This window comes from Burkholderia sp. MSMB1072 (assembly GCF_001524725.1).
GTDB lineage: Bacteria > Pseudomonadota > Gammaproteobacteria > Burkholderiales > Burkholderiaceae > Burkholderia.
The window spans coordinates 135,589-151,257 of record NZ_LOYC01000047.1 but is presented as its reverse complement, the minus strand read 5'-3'; the positions used below and the strand labels follow the sequence as shown (position 1 = coordinate 151,257).

Genomic DNA, 15,669 nt, shown 5'->3' with positions numbered 1-15,669 from the left:
ACGAAAAAAGAGGATACGGCGCCCGGCGCACGCATCGCTGGGCGCGCCGGGAACGGGTCTTACTTCGTGAGCGCGGCCTTGACCTGCGCGGAAACGGCCGTCATGTCGGCACGGCCGGCGAGCTTGCCCTTCAGCACGCCCATCACCTTGCCCATGTCCTGCGGGCCGGCAGCGCCGGTTTGCGCGACGGCCGCCTGGACTTCGGCCGCCACCTCGGCGTCGGACAGTTGCGCGGGCATGTAGCCGCCCAGCACGGTCAGTTCGGCCTGCTCCTTCGCGACGAGATCGTCGCGGCCGGCCGCCTGGAACTGGCTGATCGAATCCTTGCGCTGCTTGATCATCTTGTCGATCACGGCCGTGACGCCCGCGTCGTCGAGCGTGACCCGATCATCGACTTCGCGCTGCTTGATCGCGGCCATCAGCAGGCGAATCGTTGCCAGACGCTCGCTTTCCTTCGCGCGCATCGCGGCCTTCATGTCTTCGCTGATCTGCTCTTTCAAACTCATCTTTCACCCGGGATGGAAACGTGAATCCGACGCCCGCGAACGGACGTCAACACAAAAACCCGCTTGGGACAGTGTCTCAAGCGGGTTGCTCGAATCCGGCATCGGCGACTCGCCGCCTGATCGGCTGCGCGATCGCACCCGATCGCGCGGAGTCGCCGGTGCGCCGCTCAGCGAACCGCGCGGCGCCCAATCGTTCAGTACAGCTTCTTCGGCAGCGTCTGGCTGCGAATACGCTTGTAGTGACGCTTCACCGCCGCGGCCTTCTTGCGCTTGCGTTCCGCGGTCGGCTTCTCGTAAAACTCGCGCGCACGAAGCTCGGTCAGCAGACCGTTCTTCTCGATCGTGCGCTTGAAGCGACGCATTGCAACTTCGAACGGCTCGTTCTCTTTAACGCGAATGATCGTCATGATCCGACACGAATAAAGGTTTGCAGGGAAAGACTACCGAGTATAGCAGAGCGACTGCCCAAAGGCACGGAGCCACCCCCGGCGCAACGGCGCGGGCCGGTGCGTCAGGCGCCGCGCGCATACTCGGCCGCGGCCTGCCCGGCCGCCGTGCCGGACGCCCACGCCCACTGGAAGTTGTAGCCGCCGAGCCAGCCCGTCACGTCCACCGCCTCGCCGACGAAGAACAGCCCCGGCACGCGCGCGCTCATCATCGTCGCCGACGACAGCTCGCGCGTATCGACCCCGCCTTTCGTCACTTCGGCCTTCTTGTAGCCTTCGGTGCCGTTCGGCGTGAGCGTCCAGCCGGACAGCGCGTCGCCGATCTGGCGCAGCGTCTTGTCGGGCAGGTCCGCGAGCCGCGCGTCGGCCGCGACGCGATGCGTGTCGAGCCACGCGTGCGCGAGGCGCGACGGCACCCAGTCGGCGAGCAGCGAACCGATCTGGCGCTTCGACGTGCGTTTCGCGTCGAGCAGATCGGCCACCGTGTCGCGCTGCGGCAGCAGGTCGACGCGGATCGGGTCGCCGGGCTGCCAGTAGCTCGAGATCTGCAGGATGCCCGGCCCGGACAGCCCGCGATGGGTCAGCAGCAGATCCTCGACGAATTCGCCGCCGCGCTTTTTGTCGCCGGTCGATACGCGCACTTCGAGCGATACGCCCGACAGCGGCGCGAACGGCGCCCAGTCCTGCGGCGCGAACGTCAGCGGCACGAGGGCAGGCCGCGTATCGACGAGCTTGTGGCCGAACTGCTTCGCGAGCCGATAGCCGAAGTCGGTCGCACCGATCTTCGGGATGGACAGGCCGCCGGTTGCGACGATCAGCGCACGCGCACCGATCGGGCCGGCCTGCTGCGTATCGAGCGTGAAGCCGTCGGACGGCGTATGGCGCACCGCGTCGACGACGACGGGCCGGCGCCACGCGATGCCGCCCGCGTCGCACTCGTGCTTCAGCACGTCGATGATCGCGTCGCTGCCGTGGTCGCAAAAGAGCTGACCCTTGTGCTTTTCGTGCCAGGTCACGCGATGGCGCTTGAGCAGCCCGAGGAAGTCGCGCGGCGTATAGCGCGCCAGCGCCGAGCGCGCGAAATGCGGATTCGACGACAGATAGTTGTCGGGCCCGGCATACAGGTTCGTGAAGTTGCAGCGGCCGCCGCCCGAGATGCGGATTTTCTCGGCGAGCCGCGGCGCGTGATCGATCAGCACGACGCGGCGGCCGAGCTGCCCGGCGACCGCGGCGCTCATCATGCCGGCAGCGCCCGCGCCGATCACGGCGATGTCATAGGTTTCCATGGCGCGGATTGTACCTGCCCGGCATCGTGGCCGGGCCGCTGCCAGCGCCGGCCTGCCCTCGCCTGCTATACTTTCCGGTTACGTCGACCTATCTGCGGCGCGTCCGAAACGGCGCGCCCCGCCCGTACCCATGCTCGTTCTCGGCATCGAAAGCTCCTGCGACGAAACCGGCCTCGCGCTCTACGACACGCAGCGCGGCCTGCTCGCGCACGCGCTCCATTCGCAGATCGCGATGCACCGCGACTACGGCGGCGTCGTGCCCGAGCTCGCGTCGCGCGACCACATCCGCCGCGCGCTGCCGCTGCTCGAGGACGTGATGGCGCAAAGCGGCACGCGCCGCGAGGACATCGACGCGATCGCGTTCACGCAGGGCCCCGGCCTCGCCGGCGCGCTGCTGGTCGGCGCGAGCATTGCGAATGCGCTCGCGCTCGCCTGGAACAAGCCGACCGTCGGCATCCACCATCTCGAAGGCCATCTGCTGTCGCCGTTGCTGGTCGACGAGCCACCGCCGTTCCCGTTCGTCGCGCTGCTGGTTTCCGGCGGCCACACGCAACTGATGCGCGTGACCGACGTCGGCGTCTACGAGACGCTCGGCGAAACGCTCGACGACGCGGCCGGCGAAGCGTTCGACAAGACGGCGAAGCTGATCGGCCTCGGCTATCCGGGCGGCCCCGAAGTCTCGAAACTCGCGGAAACGGGCACGCCGGGCGCGGTCGTGCTGCCGCGCCCGATGCTGCATTCGGGCGATCTCGACTTCAGCTTCAGCGGCTTGAAGACCGCCGTGCTCACGCAGATGAAGAAATTCGAAGCGGCGCAGCTCGAGGGCGAAGCACTCGAACGGGCAAAGGCCGACCTCGCTCGCGGCTTCGTCGATGCGGCCGTCGACGTGCTCGTCGCGAAGTCGCTCGCCGCACTGAAGAAGACGAAGCTCAAGCGCCTCGTGGTCGCGGGCGGCGTCGGCGCGAACCGCCAGTTGCGCGCGGCCCTGTCGGCGGCCGCGGCCAAGCGCGGCTTCGACGTGCACTATCCCGATCTCGCGCTCTGCACCGACAACGGCGCGATGATCGCGCTCGCGGGCGCGCTGCGGCTCGGCCGCTGGCCCGAGCAGGCGAATGCCGACTACGCGTTCACGGTGAAGCCGCGCTGGGATCTCGCGTCGCTCGCACGCTGAATCGCGCAACACAACGCCGCAAGCCGGAAAACAGAAAGGCAGCTCGATTCCGAGCTGCCTTTCTCATTGGCGCGACGAAACGCCGCGGCGTTTATGCAGCGTGCCGCTTGTCGCGCTCGATCAGCGCATACGCGCTGTGATTGTGAATCGACTCGAAGTTCTCGGCTTCGAGCACGTAGGCGACCACGCGCTCGTCCGCATCGAGACGCTGCGCGACATCGCGCACGAGATCCTCGACGAACTTCGGGTTCTCGTACGCACGCTCGGTGACGAACTTCTCGTCCGGACGCTTCAGCAGCCCCCACAGTTCGCACGACGCCTCTTCCTCGGCGATGCGGATCAGCGCCTCGACCGGCAGATCGGCGGCCAGCTCCGCATCGATCGTCACATGCGAGCGCTGGTTGTGCGCGCCGTATTGCGAAATCTTCTTCGAGCACGGGCACAGGCTCGTCACCGGCACGAGCACCTTCAGGAACAGGCGCGTGTCGCCGTTGCGGCTTTCGCCCGCGAGCGTCACTTCATAGTCGAGCAGGCTCTGCACGCCCGACACCGGCGCCGTCTTGTTCACGAAATACGGGAACGTGACTTCGATGCGGCCGGCCTCGGCTTCGAGCTTCACGAGCATCGACGCGAGCATCGCGCGAAAGCGCTCGACCGTCAGCGGCGCGCGATTCTCTTCGAGCAGCGCGACGAAGCGCGACATGTGCGTGCCCTTCTGATCGGCCGGCAGACGGACGTCGAGGTTCCAGACGCCGACGGTCGGTTGCACGTCGCCGCTTTCGGTGCACACCGTCAACGGATGCCGGACCGCCTTCACGCCCACGCGCTGAATCGGGATCTGACGGGTATCCACCGTGCTCTGCACGTCGGGCATCACGAAGGCGGGGTTCATCTGGTTCATCTTGGTTCAATCCTTGTAAGCCGCGCGTCCGACGACGCGCACGCCGCGTCACGCGGCAGCCGGAAAAGCAACATGGGCCCGCAGGCCCATGTTTTCCGCATCAATGAAGACCGGTTACGCCAGTCGCATCGGCACCGCCCGCGGGCGGTGCCGGCTCATGCGACGCGCTTCGCCTGATCGGCGACATCGGCCGCCGGGCTCAGAAAGCGTTCGCGAATCGATTTCGCGATGCCCGCGCCGTCGAGGCCGCATTGCGACAGCAGCTTCGCGGGGTCGCCGTGATCGATGAACTGGTCAGGGAGGCCCAATTGTATTACGGGTCGGATAACCCCACTCTCCATCAGGGCTTCGACGCAGGCCGAGCCCGCGCCGCCCATCACGCAGCCTTCCTCGACCGTGACGAGGTAATCGTGCGTCTCGGCCAGTTCGCGCACGAGCGCCGCATCGACCGGCTTCACGAAGCGCATGTTCGCGACCGTTGCATCGAGCTCCTCGGCGGCGGCGAGCGACGGTGCGACCATCGTGCCGAACGCGAGGATCGCGACGCGCTTGCCTTCCGGCTGCGACGTCCGGCGACGCACTTCACCCTTGCCGAGCGGGATCTCGGTGAATTCCTTCACCGTCGCCACGCCCGTGCCCGCGCCGCGCGGATAGCGCACCGCGGTCGGGTTCGGTTGCTGCAGCGCCGTGTGCAGCATCTGGCGGCATTCGTTTTCGTCGGATGCGGCCATGATCGTCATGTTCGGGATGCAGCGCATGAACGCGAGATCGTACGCGCCCGCATGCGTCGCGCCGTCCGCGCCGACGAGGCCCGCGCGGTCGATCGCGAACACGACCGGCAGATTCTGCAGCGCGACGTCGTGGATCAACTGATCGTAAGCACGCTGCAGGAACGTCGAGTAGATCGCGACGACGGGCTTCAGCCCCTCGGTCGCGAGACCGCCCGCGAACGTCACCGCGTGCTGCTCGGCGATGCCGACGTCGTAGTAGCGATCCTTGAAACGCTTCTCGAATTCGACCATGCCCGAGCCTTCGCGCATCGCGGGCGTGATGCCGACCACGCGCGTATCGCGCTCGGCTTCGTCGCACAGCCACTCGCCGAACACCTGCGTGTAGGTCTTCTTCGCGGGCGTGGCCGACGGCTTGATGCCTTCGGCCGGATTGAACTTGCCGGGGCCGTGATAGAGCACCGGATCGGCTTCGGCGAGCTTGTAGCCCTGGCCTTTCTTCGTCACCACGTGCAGGAATTGCGGGCCGCGCAGTTCGCGGATGTTCTGCAGCGTCGGGATCAGCGAATCGAGATCGTGACCGTCGATCGGGCCGATGTAGTTGAAGCCGAATTCCTCGAACAGCGTGGCCGGCACGACCATGCCCTTCGCATGCTCCTCGAGCTTGCGCGCGAGTTCGAGCACCGGGGGCGCGACGCTCAGCACGCGCTCGACGCCTGCGCGCGCAGCCGCATAGAAGCGGCCCGACATCAGGCGGGCGAGATGGCGATTCAGCGCGCCGACCGGCGGCGAGATCGACATGTCGTTGTCGTTCAGGATCACGAGCAGCTTCGCATCTTCCGACACGCCCGCGTTGTTCATCGCCTCGAACGCCATGCCGGCCGTCATCGCGCCGTCGCCGATCACCGCGATCGAGAAGCGGTCGTCGCCGTTCAGCTGGCTGCCGATCGCCATGCCGAGCGCGGCCGAGATCGACGTGCTCGAGTGCGCGGTGCCGAACGTGTCGTATTCGGATTCGCTGCGGCGCGGGAAGCCCGAGATGCCGTCGTACTGACGCAGCGAATGCATCTGGTCGCGGCGGCCCGTCAGGATCTTGTGCGGGTAGGTCTGGTGACCCACGTCCCAGACGATGCGATCGTTCGGCGTGTTGAACACGTAGTGCAACGCGATCGTCAGCTCGACCGTCCCGAGGTTGGACGACAAGTGGCCGCCCGTCTTCGACACGCTGTCGAGCACGAACGCGCGCAGTTCATCCGCGAGCGGTTGCAGTTGGCGACGATCGAGGCGGCGCAAATCCGCCGGGTCGTCGATGGTTTTCAGCAAGTCGTACATCGTCGTTCCATTGTAGGAAATCAAACGCGCCCGCATTCTTTTGCGCGCACCGTGGCATGTGCGCGGCGGCGGGCTTTCGCGTCAGCTGACCCGGTTCACTACCAGGTCGGCAAGTTCGGCGAGACGCTGTGCGCGTGCGCCGAACGGTTTCAGCGCGTCATGCGCTTCGGCGCGCAGCTGCGCTGCCAGCTCGCGCGACGCCTCGAGACCGAGGATCGATACATAGGTCGGCTTGTCGTTCGCCGCGTCCTTGCCGGCCGTCTTGCCGAGCGTCGCCGAATCGGTCGTGACGTCGAGAATGTCGTCGACGACCTGGAAGGCCAGACCCACGGCCCCCGCGTACACATCCAGCGCGGCCATCGTTTCCGCCGACGGCGTCTCGCCGGCCAGCGCGCCCATCCGCACGGCCGCGCGCAGCAGTGCGCCCGTCTTCATCCGGTGCATCGTCTCGAGCTGCTCGCGCGTCAGCTTCAGGCCGACGCTCGCCAGATCGATCGCCTGCCCGCCGGCCATGCCGATCGAGCCGCTCGCGAGCGCCAGCTCGCGCACGAGCGCCGCCTGCTGCACCGGCGACAGCGCAGCGGCGTCGGTCAGCGCCACGAACGCCTGCGACTGCAGCGCGTCGCCGACCAGCAGCGCCGTCGGCTCGTCGTACTGCACGTGCACGGTCGGCTTGCCGCGACGCAGCGCGTCGTCGTCCATGCACGGCATGTCGTCGTGCACGAGCGAGTAGACGTGGATCATCTCCAGCGCCGCCGCCGCGGCGTTGCGCGCCGCCTCCGTCGCACCGGTCAGCTCGCCTGCTGCATGGCACAGCAGCGGGCGAACGCGTTTGCCGCCACCGAGGACCGCGTAGCGCATCGCCTCGTGAAGTTTCGCGGGCGTCGCGGTTCCAGCCGGCAGATAGTGGCCGAGTGCGTCCTCGACACGGTCAAGCACGGACCGCATCCATTGTTCGAATGTCATAGATCGTCGTCTTCGCCGTCCGTGGCGGCCGTTCCGGACGAAAGCGGCTTCAGCGTCGCGCCGTCGAGCACGCGAACCCGCTGCTCCACTTTCTCGAGCTGCTGTTGGCAAAACGCAACGAGGGTCGCACCGCGACGATACGCCGCCAGCGAATCCTCTAGGCTCAACGCGCCGCCTTCCATCCGGGCAACCAGCGTCTCGAGCTCCGCGAGCGCCATCTCGTAATTGTCCGGCAACGGTTCGGTGCCATTGCCGGGCGGCGTGGCGCCTGGGGATGCGGTTTTCGCCATGGACGAGGGTGTCAAATTTCAAAACAAGTCGGACATTCTACGGCAAAAGAGAATTTTCCGACCTGCCGTCGTGGGCGCCCGCGCACAATTCCGGCCCCATCTCCGACGCACAGTGTGCGCCTTTCGACGGTCGTCCGACAAAAAATTGACACAAATCAGGCACTTAATCCTAGCCTTGCGGGGCGAACCGGGTATAATTCTCCGTTTCCCTAAATCGATTTTTCGATGGTTGGGTTGTTCACTGCTTTCACGCTAACACCGGGAGTGGGAATGTCCAATCTGAGCGATGCGCTTCAGTTGAAGTCGGCTCACAGCCAGCTTCCAGTCACTGCATATTTCGATGAGGCGCTACTCGAGCGCGAGATCGAAACCCTCTTCAAGAAAGGACCTCGTTACGTCGGGCACGAGTTGATGGTGCCCGAGGCGGGAGACTATTTTGCGCTGCCGTCCGAGAAGGAAGGCCGCGTGCTGGTCCGTAACCAGACGAACCAGATCGAACTGCTGTCGAACGTGTGCCGCCACCGGCAGGCGATCATGCTCAACGGGCGCGGCCATGCGCAGAACATCGTGTGCCCGCTGCACCGCTGGACGTACGATCTGGAAGGCCAGTTGCTCGGCGCGCCGCACTTCCCCGACAAGCCGTGCCTGAACCTCGGCAAGAGCCCGCTGCAGAACTGGCAGGGGCTGCTGTTCGAGGCCGAGGGGCGCAACGTCGCGCGCGACCTCGCCCATCTCGGCACGAAGCATCACTTCGACTTCTCCGAATACCAGTTCGATCACGTCGAAGTGCACGAGTGCGATTACAACTGGAAGACGTTCATCGAGGTCTACCTCGAGGATTATCACGTCGTCCCGTTCCATCCGGGCCTCGGCAGCTTCGTGTCGTGCGACGATCTCAAATGGGAGTTCGGCGACTGGTACAGCGTGCAGACGGTCGGCGTGCACAACGCCCTCGCGAAACCGGGCAGCGCGACTTACCGGAAATGGCACGAGCAGGTGCTGAAGTTCCGCAACGGCGTGCCGCCGGAGTTCGGCGCGATCTGGATGGTCTACTACCCGGGCCTGATGATCGAGTGGTATCCGCACGTGCTGGTCGTGTCGTGGCTGATTCCGCGCGGGCCGCAGAAGACGACCAACATCGTCGAGTTCTATTACCCCGAGGAAATCGCGCTGTTCGAACGCGAATTCGTCGAGGCCGAGCGTGCCGCGTATATGGAAACGGCCGTCGAGGACGACGAGATCGCGATGCGGATGGATGCAGGCCGCCGCGCGCTGATGGCCCGCGGCGAGTCGCAGGTGGGCCCGTACCAGAGCCCGATGGAAGACGGCATGCAGCACTTCCACGAGTTCCTGCGGCGCCACCTCGGCGAGCTCTGACGCAGGTGCGGCGCGTTGGCGCCGCACGGCCGCCGGCAAACGAAAAGACGGGCTTCGGCCCGTCTTTTTTTGTTTAGACTTGGAGTGTCAGGCCATTTGCACTCCAGGGAGCCGTCATGCCACACACTCACTACACCACGCTCATTTCCGCCGCCAATCTCGCCGAGCGCCTGGCCGCGGCGCCCGGCAGCGTCGCGCTGTTCGACTGCCGTTTCGATCTCGCCGATCCCGGCGCCGGCGAAGCCGCCTACGCGGCGGGCCACCTCCCCGGCGCGCACTATCTTCATCTGGACCGCGACCTGTCGGGCCGCAAGACGGGCACCAATGGCCGCCATCCGCTGCCGACCCGCGACGCGCTCGCGACGCTGCTCGCCAGCCGCGGCCTCAAGCAGGGTCAGCAGGTCGTCGCGTACGACGCGCAAGGCGGCGCGTACGCGGCGCGCCTGTGGTGGCTGCTGCGCTGGCTCGGCCATGATTCGGTTGCCGTGCTCGACGGCGGCCTGCAGGCCTGGGAAGCGGCCGGCCAGCCGCTGACGACCGACGTGCCGCAACCGGCCGCCGGCGACTTCCGCTCAGCCACGCCGCTCGAATCGACGGTCGATGCAGCGGCCGTGCTCGCGAACGTGTCGTCGCCCTCGCGCGTCGTGATCGATGCCCGCGCACCGGATCGGTATCGCGGCGAAAATGAAACGATCGATCGGGTGGGTGGCCACATTCCGGGGGCGCGCAACCGCTTCTTCAAGGACAACCTGACCGCCGACGGCCGCTTCAAGACCGGCCATGAATTGCGCGAGGCATTCACGACCGTGCTGGCCGGCACCGAGCCGAACCGCGCGATCCTGCAATGCGGCTCCGGCGTCACCGCATGCCACAACGCGCTGGCGCTGGAAGTGGCGGGCCTGCACGGCGCGTCGCTGTACCCCGGCTCGTGGAGCGAGTGGAGCGCCGATCCGTCGCGACCGATCGCGACCGGCCCGAATCCTTGAGCCCCCGCGCTGCGCGACGAGGATGAAGCGGCGGCCGGTGCCGCGGCGGCAGTTGCCGCCGCTCGCCGCTTACATCACGCCGTACTTGTGGAACCACTCGATCGCGCGCTTCCAGCCGTCCTCGGCATCACTTTTCACGTAACTCGGCCGGTAGTCGGCGAAGAACGCGTGACCGGCATCCGGATACACGACGATCTCCGATTCGCGCGCGAGCTTCGAATCGCTCGCCTGGATCGCCTTGCGCATGTCCGCGAGCGACGCCTGCGTGATGTTCTGATCCTTCTCGCCGTACAGCCCGAGCACGGGCACCTTCAGCAACGACGCGTGGTCGACCGGGTTGAACGGCGTCATCTCGTCGGTCTTGCCTTCGACGAATCCGTACCACGCCACGGCCGCCCGCACGTGCGGATTGTGTTCCGCATACAGCCACGCCTGGCGGCCGCCCCAGCAGAACCCGGTCACGCCGAGACGCGTCAGGTCGCCGCCGTTCTTGCCGGCCCACGCGACGGTCGCATCGAGATCCTCGGTGACCTGCCGGTCCGGCACCTTGCTGATGATGTGGTCGTAAAGCTCCTTCATGGTCGGATACTTCGCCGCGTTGCCCTGCCGGGCGAACAGGTCGGGCGCGATCGCGAGATAGCCGAGCTTCGCGAAGCGCCGGCACACGTCGGCGATATGCGCGTGCACGCCGAAAATCTCGTGAATCACGATGACGACCGGCAGGTTCGTCTTGTCGACCGGCTGGGCGCGATAAGCCGGCACGCTCGCATCGCCCGAGCGGATCTCGATGGTGTCGACGTCCAGCCCTGCGCTGTCGGTCGTGACCGTCTGCGCCGACACGGGCAGCACGGCCGCCGCGAAGGTACCGCCCAACGCGGCCTGCATGAACTTGCGGCGCGAGAACGGGACATGGGGGACCAGGCTGTCGACTTCGGGTTTCAACATGAATGCACTCCTCGATTGGGCGCCGCCGTCACGATCGCGGATACGCCATGACGGGGCATCGCACCGGCGCACGGCGCGGATGTCGCGGCGGTTGGCACTCCGCCGCAAACGAAAACCCGGACAAGATGCCCAATAATCCGTTGTCGCGTCAACTGTCGGATGTGTAAGACTCGATTACGACGCGTGGCGGCGATCGAATCGACACCGCGTGGCAGCCTTCCAACGGCCTGCCGAATCACCGCGCGGTTGCGCCTATCGACGTGCATCGCGCGACCGAATCCTTGCGAATCGAAAAGAAAAACGGGCGGCGAACGCGCGCGACGTGCGCATTCTCCACCCGCTCCGCATGCGAGTACACGAGTACGCGCTCAGTGCAGCTTCACGCGCGGCAGCGTCGTGCGCCGCAGCCAGTGCGCGACCGTGTCGAGCATCATCCGCGGATAACCGTGCAGCGCCGCGACGTGCAGCCGGTACAGCGACATGTACATGAAGCGCGCGAACAGCCCTTCGATCAGCATGTTGCCGCCGATCAGCCCGCCCATCAGATTGCCGACCGCGCTGAAGTGACCGAGCGACACGAGCGAACCGAAATCGCGATACGTGAACTCGGGCAGCGGGCGCCCCTCGAGCCGGCAGCCGATCGCCTTCAGCAGGAAGCTCGCCTGCTGGTGCGCCGCCTGCGCGCGCGGCGGCACGTTGCGCTCGTTGCCGGGCCATGCGCAGGCCGCGCAATCGCCGAGTGCGAACACGTTGTCGTCGGTGAAGGTCTGCAACGTGCGGCGCACGTCGAGCTGCCCGAGCTTGTTGACCTGGAGGCCGTCGAGGTGCGACAGCACGGACGGCGCCTTGATGCCGGCCGCCCAGACCGTCAGGTCCGCGCGCACGACCTTGCCGCTCGCGGTATGCACGAACCCGGGCGCCACCTCGGTCACGCGCTCGCCGAGCATCAGCCGCACGCCGAGCTTCTCGAGCAGTTCGGCCGTCGCCGCCGACACGCGCTCCTGCAGTGCCGGCAGAATCCGCGGCCCCGATTCGATCAGCACGATGCCGACGTCGTTGCGCGGATCGAGCTTGTGCAGCCCGTACGCGGACAGCACCTGCGCGGTATTGCGCAGTTCCGCCGACAGCTCGACGCCCGTCGCGCCGCCGCCGACGATCACGACCTGGATGCGCGGCTCGGCCGCCCCGCCGGGCGCGGTCGGCACCGGCGCCTGGTGCTCGGCACGCATGCATGCCGCGATCAGCCGCTTGCGGAAGCGTTCGGCCTCCCCGACCGTATCGAGTGCGATCGCGTTTTCCGGTGCGCCCTGCACGCCGAAGAAGTGGGTCGTGCTGCCGATCGCGATCACGAGCGTGTCGTATTCCAGCTCGCGCGCCGGCAACAGTTCCGCGCCGTCGCTGTCGTTGAGGGGCGACAGCATGAGACGCTTCGCCGCGCGGTCGAGCCCGGACAGCTCGCCCTGCTGGAACTCGAAGCCGTGCCAGCGCGCCTGCGCCGCATATTCGAGCTCCTGCGTGAACGGGTCCATGCTGCCGGCCGCGACCTCGTGCAGCAGCGGTTTCCAGATGTGTGTCGGATTGCGGTCAACGAGCGTGACAAGCGCACGCGCGGGACGATTGCCGCGCGCGCCGTAACGATCGCCGAGCCGCGTCGCCAGTTCCAGGCCGCCCGCGCCTCCGCCTACGATGATGATCCGATGCATCCGATTCCCCCTTTGCGATTCGAAACTGCTGCCGCCGGATGAAGCAAACGCGATGCATTCGCGCCGTCCGGTGGATTAACCGGTTCGGACATCATCGATGTGCAGTTCGAAACACCTCGATGCGGCCGATCCGGAACGCGGGGCGCGCCGCCCCGCGTCAATGACATGACTGACATGCATTGTCCGGGAGCTTGCGCGTTGACCACAAGCAAACCATCTCGATATTTGGCATCCCTGCAACAATATGCCGCGGGAAACGGGGCGCGCTCGGGGGTGCGTCAGTGTGCCTCTTCCCAGTTCGCGCCGGCGCCCACTTCGGCAACCAGCGGCACCTTCAGCTTCGCGACGCCGCACATCATTTCCGGCAATTTCTCGCGCACCAGCGACAGCTCGCTTTCGGGCACCTCGAGCACCAGTTCATCGTGCACCTGCATGATCATCCGCGACGCAAGCCGGTCACGCGTGAGCCATTCGTCCACCGCGATCATCGACAGCTTGATCAGGTCGGCCGCCGTGCCCTGCATCGGTGCATTGATGGCCGCGCGCTCGGCCGCCTGGCGGCGCGGCCCGTTGCCGCCGTTGATCTCTGGCAGCCACAGGCGGCGACCGAAAACGGTTTCGACGTAGCCCTTCTCCTTCGCGGTCGCGCGCGTGTCTTCCATGTACTGCGCGACGCCCGGATAGCGGGTGAAATAGCGGTCGATATAGAGCTTCGCCGCGTCGCGCGTGATGCCGAGGTTCGACGCGAGCCCGAACGCGCTCATCCCGTAGATGAGCCCGAAGTTGATCACCTTCGCGATCCGGCGCTGGTCGGAATTGACCTCCAGCGGCGTCACGCCGAACACTTCGGCGGCCGTCGCGCGGTGGATGTCCTCGCCCTGCGAGAACGCGCGCAGCAGCGACGCGTCGCCCGAGATATGGGCCATGATCCGCAATTCGATCTGTGAATAGTCGGCCGACACGATCCGATGGCCCGGCGCGGCGATGAACGCCTCGCGGATGCGCCGGCCTTCGGCCGTGCGCACCGGAATGTTCTGAAGATTGGGGTCGTTCGACGCAAGGCGGCCCGTCACCGCAACCGCTTGCGCATAATTCGTGTGCACGCGGCCGGTGGCGGGGTTCACCATGCGCGGCAGCTTGTCGGTATAGGTCGACTTCAGCTTCGACAGCCCGCGATGCTCGAGCAGCAGCTTCGGCAGCGGGTAGTCCTCGGCCAGCTTCTGCAGCACTTCCTCGTCGGTCGACGGCGCGCCGCTCGGCGTTTTCTTCACGACCGGCAACTGCAGCTTCTCGAAGAAAATCTGCCCGATCTGCTTCGGCGAGCCGAGATTGAATTCGCCGCCCGCCAGTTCGTACGCCTGCCCTTCGAGCTCGATCAGACGCGTCGCAATTTCGGTGCTCTGCGCCTGCAGGCGCGCATCGTCGATCAGCACGCCCGTACGCTCCATCTTGCGCAGCACGAGCGACACCGGCATCTCGATCTCGCGATACACACGCTCGAGGCCCGGCTCGCGCGCGACCTGCGGATACAGCGCGTGATGAAGCTGCAGCGTGATGTCGGCGTCTTCGGCCGCGTATTCGGCGGCCTGCGCGAGCGCCACTTCGTCGAAACCGATCTGCTTCGCGCCCTTGCCGGCCACGTCCTCGTACTTGATCGTCTTGACGCCCAGATGACGCAGCGCGAGGCTATCCATGTCGTGCGTGCGATGCGATTCGACCACGTACGATTCGAGCAGCGTGTCGTGTTCGATGCCGTTCAGTTCGATGTCGTAGTTCGCGAGCACCTGTGCGTCGTACTTCAGGTGCTGGCCGACCTTCTTGCGATCGGCCGATTCGAGCCACGGCTTCAGGCGCGCGAGCACTTCGTCGAGCGGAAGCTGCTCGGGCATGTCGGGGCCGCGGTGCGCGACCGGAAGGTAGGCCGCCTTGCCCGGCTCGACCGAGAACGACAGGCCGACGAGCCGCGCAAGCATCGGGTCGAGCGCGGTGGTCTCGGTGTCGAACGCGGTCAGCGCGGCCGCATCGATCTTCGCGTACCACGCGTCGAACTGCTCCCACGTCTGGATCGTGTCGTATTCGCGCACGGCGTCGGTCGCGATCACCGGTGCCGGCTCGCCTTCCGGCGCATCGGCGCCGCCGCCTTCCGCGGGTGCGCTGTCGACTTCGCGCAGCCAGGTCTTGAAGCCATAGCGCGCGAAGATGTCGCGCAGCAGCTCGCGCGCCTCGCCGTCGCTCTTCAGCGATGCTTCGATCGATTCGAGATGCGGCGCGAGATCGCAGGCCGTCTCGACCGTCACGAGCTTGCGGCCGAGCGGCAGGAACTCGAGTGCGCGGCGCAGGTTGTCGCCGACCACGCCCTTGATCTCGGCCGCGTGTTCGATCACGCCGTCGAGGCTGTCGTATTGCGACAGCCATTTCACGGCCGTCTTCGGCCCGCATTTCTCGACGCCCGGCACGTTGTCGACGGTGTCGCCGATCAGCGCGAGGTAGTCGATGATCCGCTCGGGCGGCACGCCGAACTTCGCGATCACGCCGTCGCGGTCGAGCGTCTCGTTGGTCATCGTGTTGACGAGCGTGACGCGCTCGGTCACGAGCTGCGCGAGATCCTTGTCGCCGGTCGACACGATCACGTTCATTCCGTGCTGCTCCGCTTCGCGCGCGAGCGTGCCGATCACGTCGTCGGCCTCGACGCCTTCGACCATCAGCAGCGGCCAGCCGAGCGCGCGCACGGCGCCGTGGATCGGCTCGACCTGCAATGCGAGGTCGGGCGGCATCGACGGACGGTTTGCCTTATAGTCGGCATAAAGGTCGTCGCGAAACGTCTTGCCCTTTGCATCGAACACGCAAGCGCTATACTCTGCACTGACTTCCTTGCGCATACGGCGCAGCATGTTGATGATTCCGTAGAGCGCTCCGGTCGGCTCCCCGCCAGGGCCACGCAAATCAGGCATCGCATGGTAAGCCCGATACAGATAGCTCGAACCGTCAACCAATAGCAGGGTCTTACCTTCCAGATTTCGTTCTTCAGGCAT

The 15,669-nt window shown here is 66.4% G+C and carries 13 protein-coding genes; 3 read left to right on the top strand and 10 right to left on the bottom strand.

Going from position 1 to position 15,669, the window contains the following annotated elements; genetic code table 11:
* Positions 1 to 59 precede the first annotated feature (59 nt).
* The 3 genes from WS89_RS23780 to WS89_RS23770 all read right to left on the bottom strand — a co-directional run bounded on the left by WS89_RS23780 (position 60) and on the right by WS89_RS23770 (position 2,247).
* Positions 60 to 506, bottom strand: coding sequence for a GatB/YqeY domain-containing protein (locus WS89_RS23780; RefSeq protein ID WP_059501201.1), 447 nt, complete (start codon positions 504 to 506; stop codon positions 60 to 62).
* Between the two features lie 194 nt (positions 507 to 700).
* Entirely contained in the window at positions 701 to 913 is a 213-nt protein-coding gene (gene rpsU / locus WS89_RS23775) for a 30S ribosomal protein S21 (RefSeq protein WP_006479415.1), read from the bottom strand.
* A 104-nt stretch (positions 914 to 1,017) separates the two neighbouring features.
* Positions 1,018 to 2,247: an NAD(P)/FAD-dependent oxidoreductase gene (locus tag WS89_RS23770; RefSeq protein ID WP_257127272.1), complete on the bottom strand. Its 1,230-nt coding sequence runs from the start codon at positions 2,245 to 2,247 to the stop codon at positions 1,018 to 1,020.
* Between the two features lie 121 nt (positions 2,248 to 2,368).
* Here WS89_RS23770 and tsaD point away from each other — a divergent pair, with 121 nt between their 5' ends.
* On the top strand, positions 2,369 to 3,409 hold the full coding sequence (tsaD, locus tag WS89_RS23765; protein WP_059501203.1) for a tRNA (adenosine(37)-N6)-threonylcarbamoyltransferase complex transferase subunit TsaD: 1,041 nt from the start codon (positions 2,369 to 2,371) through the stop codon (positions 3,407 to 3,409).
* A 91-nt stretch (positions 3,410 to 3,500) separates the two neighbouring features.
* Here tsaD and folE2 read toward each other — a convergent pair whose 3' ends face one another.
* From folE2 to WS89_RS23745, 4 genes are all read right to left on the bottom strand, one after another.
* The gene (folE2, locus tag WS89_RS23760; RefSeq protein ID WP_006479422.1) at positions 3,501 to 4,310 is read right to left on the bottom strand and encodes a GTP cyclohydrolase FolE2; all 810 of its coding nucleotides are present in this window, start codon (positions 4,308 to 4,310) and stop codon (positions 3,501 to 3,503) included.
* 155 nt (positions 4,311 to 4,465) lie between these two features.
* Positions 4,466 to 6,370, bottom strand: coding sequence for a 1-deoxy-D-xylulose-5-phosphate synthase (gene dxs / locus WS89_RS23755; RefSeq protein ID WP_059501204.1), 1,905 nt, complete (start codon positions 6,368 to 6,370; stop codon positions 4,466 to 4,468).
* Between the two features lie 81 nt (positions 6,371 to 6,451).
* Positions 6,452 to 7,336: a polyprenyl synthetase family protein gene (locus WS89_RS23750; protein WP_059793885.1), complete on the bottom strand. Its 885-nt coding sequence runs from the start codon at positions 7,334 to 7,336 to the stop codon at positions 6,452 to 6,454.
* Positions 7,333 to 7,626 carry an exodeoxyribonuclease VII small subunit gene (locus WS89_RS23745; RefSeq protein WP_059793884.1) on the bottom strand — a complete coding sequence of 98 codons (294 nt, stop codon included), beginning with the start codon at positions 7,624 to 7,626 and terminating at the stop codon, positions 7,333 to 7,335. Before WS89_RS23745 ends, WS89_RS23750 begins: the two co-directional genes overlap by 4 nt.
* 270 nt (positions 7,627 to 7,896) lie before the next feature.
* Here WS89_RS23745 and WS89_RS23740 point away from each other — a divergent pair, with 270 nt between their 5' ends.
* Both WS89_RS23740 and WS89_RS23735 read left to right on the top strand, forming a co-directional pair.
* Entirely contained in the window at positions 7,897 to 9,003 is a 1,107-nt protein-coding gene (locus tag WS89_RS23740) for an aromatic ring-hydroxylating oxygenase subunit alpha (protein ID WP_059501206.1), read from the top strand.
* Positions 9,004 to 9,119: 116 nt separating this feature from the next.
* Positions 9,120 to 9,989, top strand: coding sequence for a sulfurtransferase (locus WS89_RS23735; protein ID WP_059501207.1), 870 nt, complete (start codon positions 9,120 to 9,122; stop codon positions 9,987 to 9,989).
* A gap of 69 nt (positions 9,990 to 10,058) precedes the next feature.
* Here WS89_RS23735 and WS89_RS23730 read toward each other — a convergent pair whose 3' ends face one another.
* The 3 genes from WS89_RS23730 to polA form a co-directional block, all read right to left on the bottom strand.
* Positions 10,059 to 10,934 carry a dienelactone hydrolase family protein gene (locus WS89_RS23730; RefSeq protein WP_059501208.1) on the bottom strand — a complete coding sequence of 292 codons (876 nt, stop codon included), beginning with the start codon at positions 10,932 to 10,934 and terminating at the stop codon, positions 10,059 to 10,061.
* A 368-nt stretch (positions 10,935 to 11,302) separates the two neighbouring features.
* Positions 11,303 to 12,637 (bottom strand): NAD(P)/FAD-dependent oxidoreductase, encoded by a 1,335-nt coding sequence (locus WS89_RS23725; RefSeq protein ID WP_059501209.1) that lies wholly within the window; start codon positions 12,635 to 12,637, stop codon positions 11,303 to 11,305.
* A gap of 278 nt (positions 12,638 to 12,915) precedes the next feature.
* Positions 12,916 to 15,669 carry a DNA polymerase I gene (gene polA, locus WS89_RS23720; RefSeq protein WP_059793882.1) on the bottom strand — a complete coding sequence of 918 codons (2,754 nt, stop codon included), beginning with the start codon at positions 15,667 to 15,669 and terminating at the stop codon, positions 12,916 to 12,918.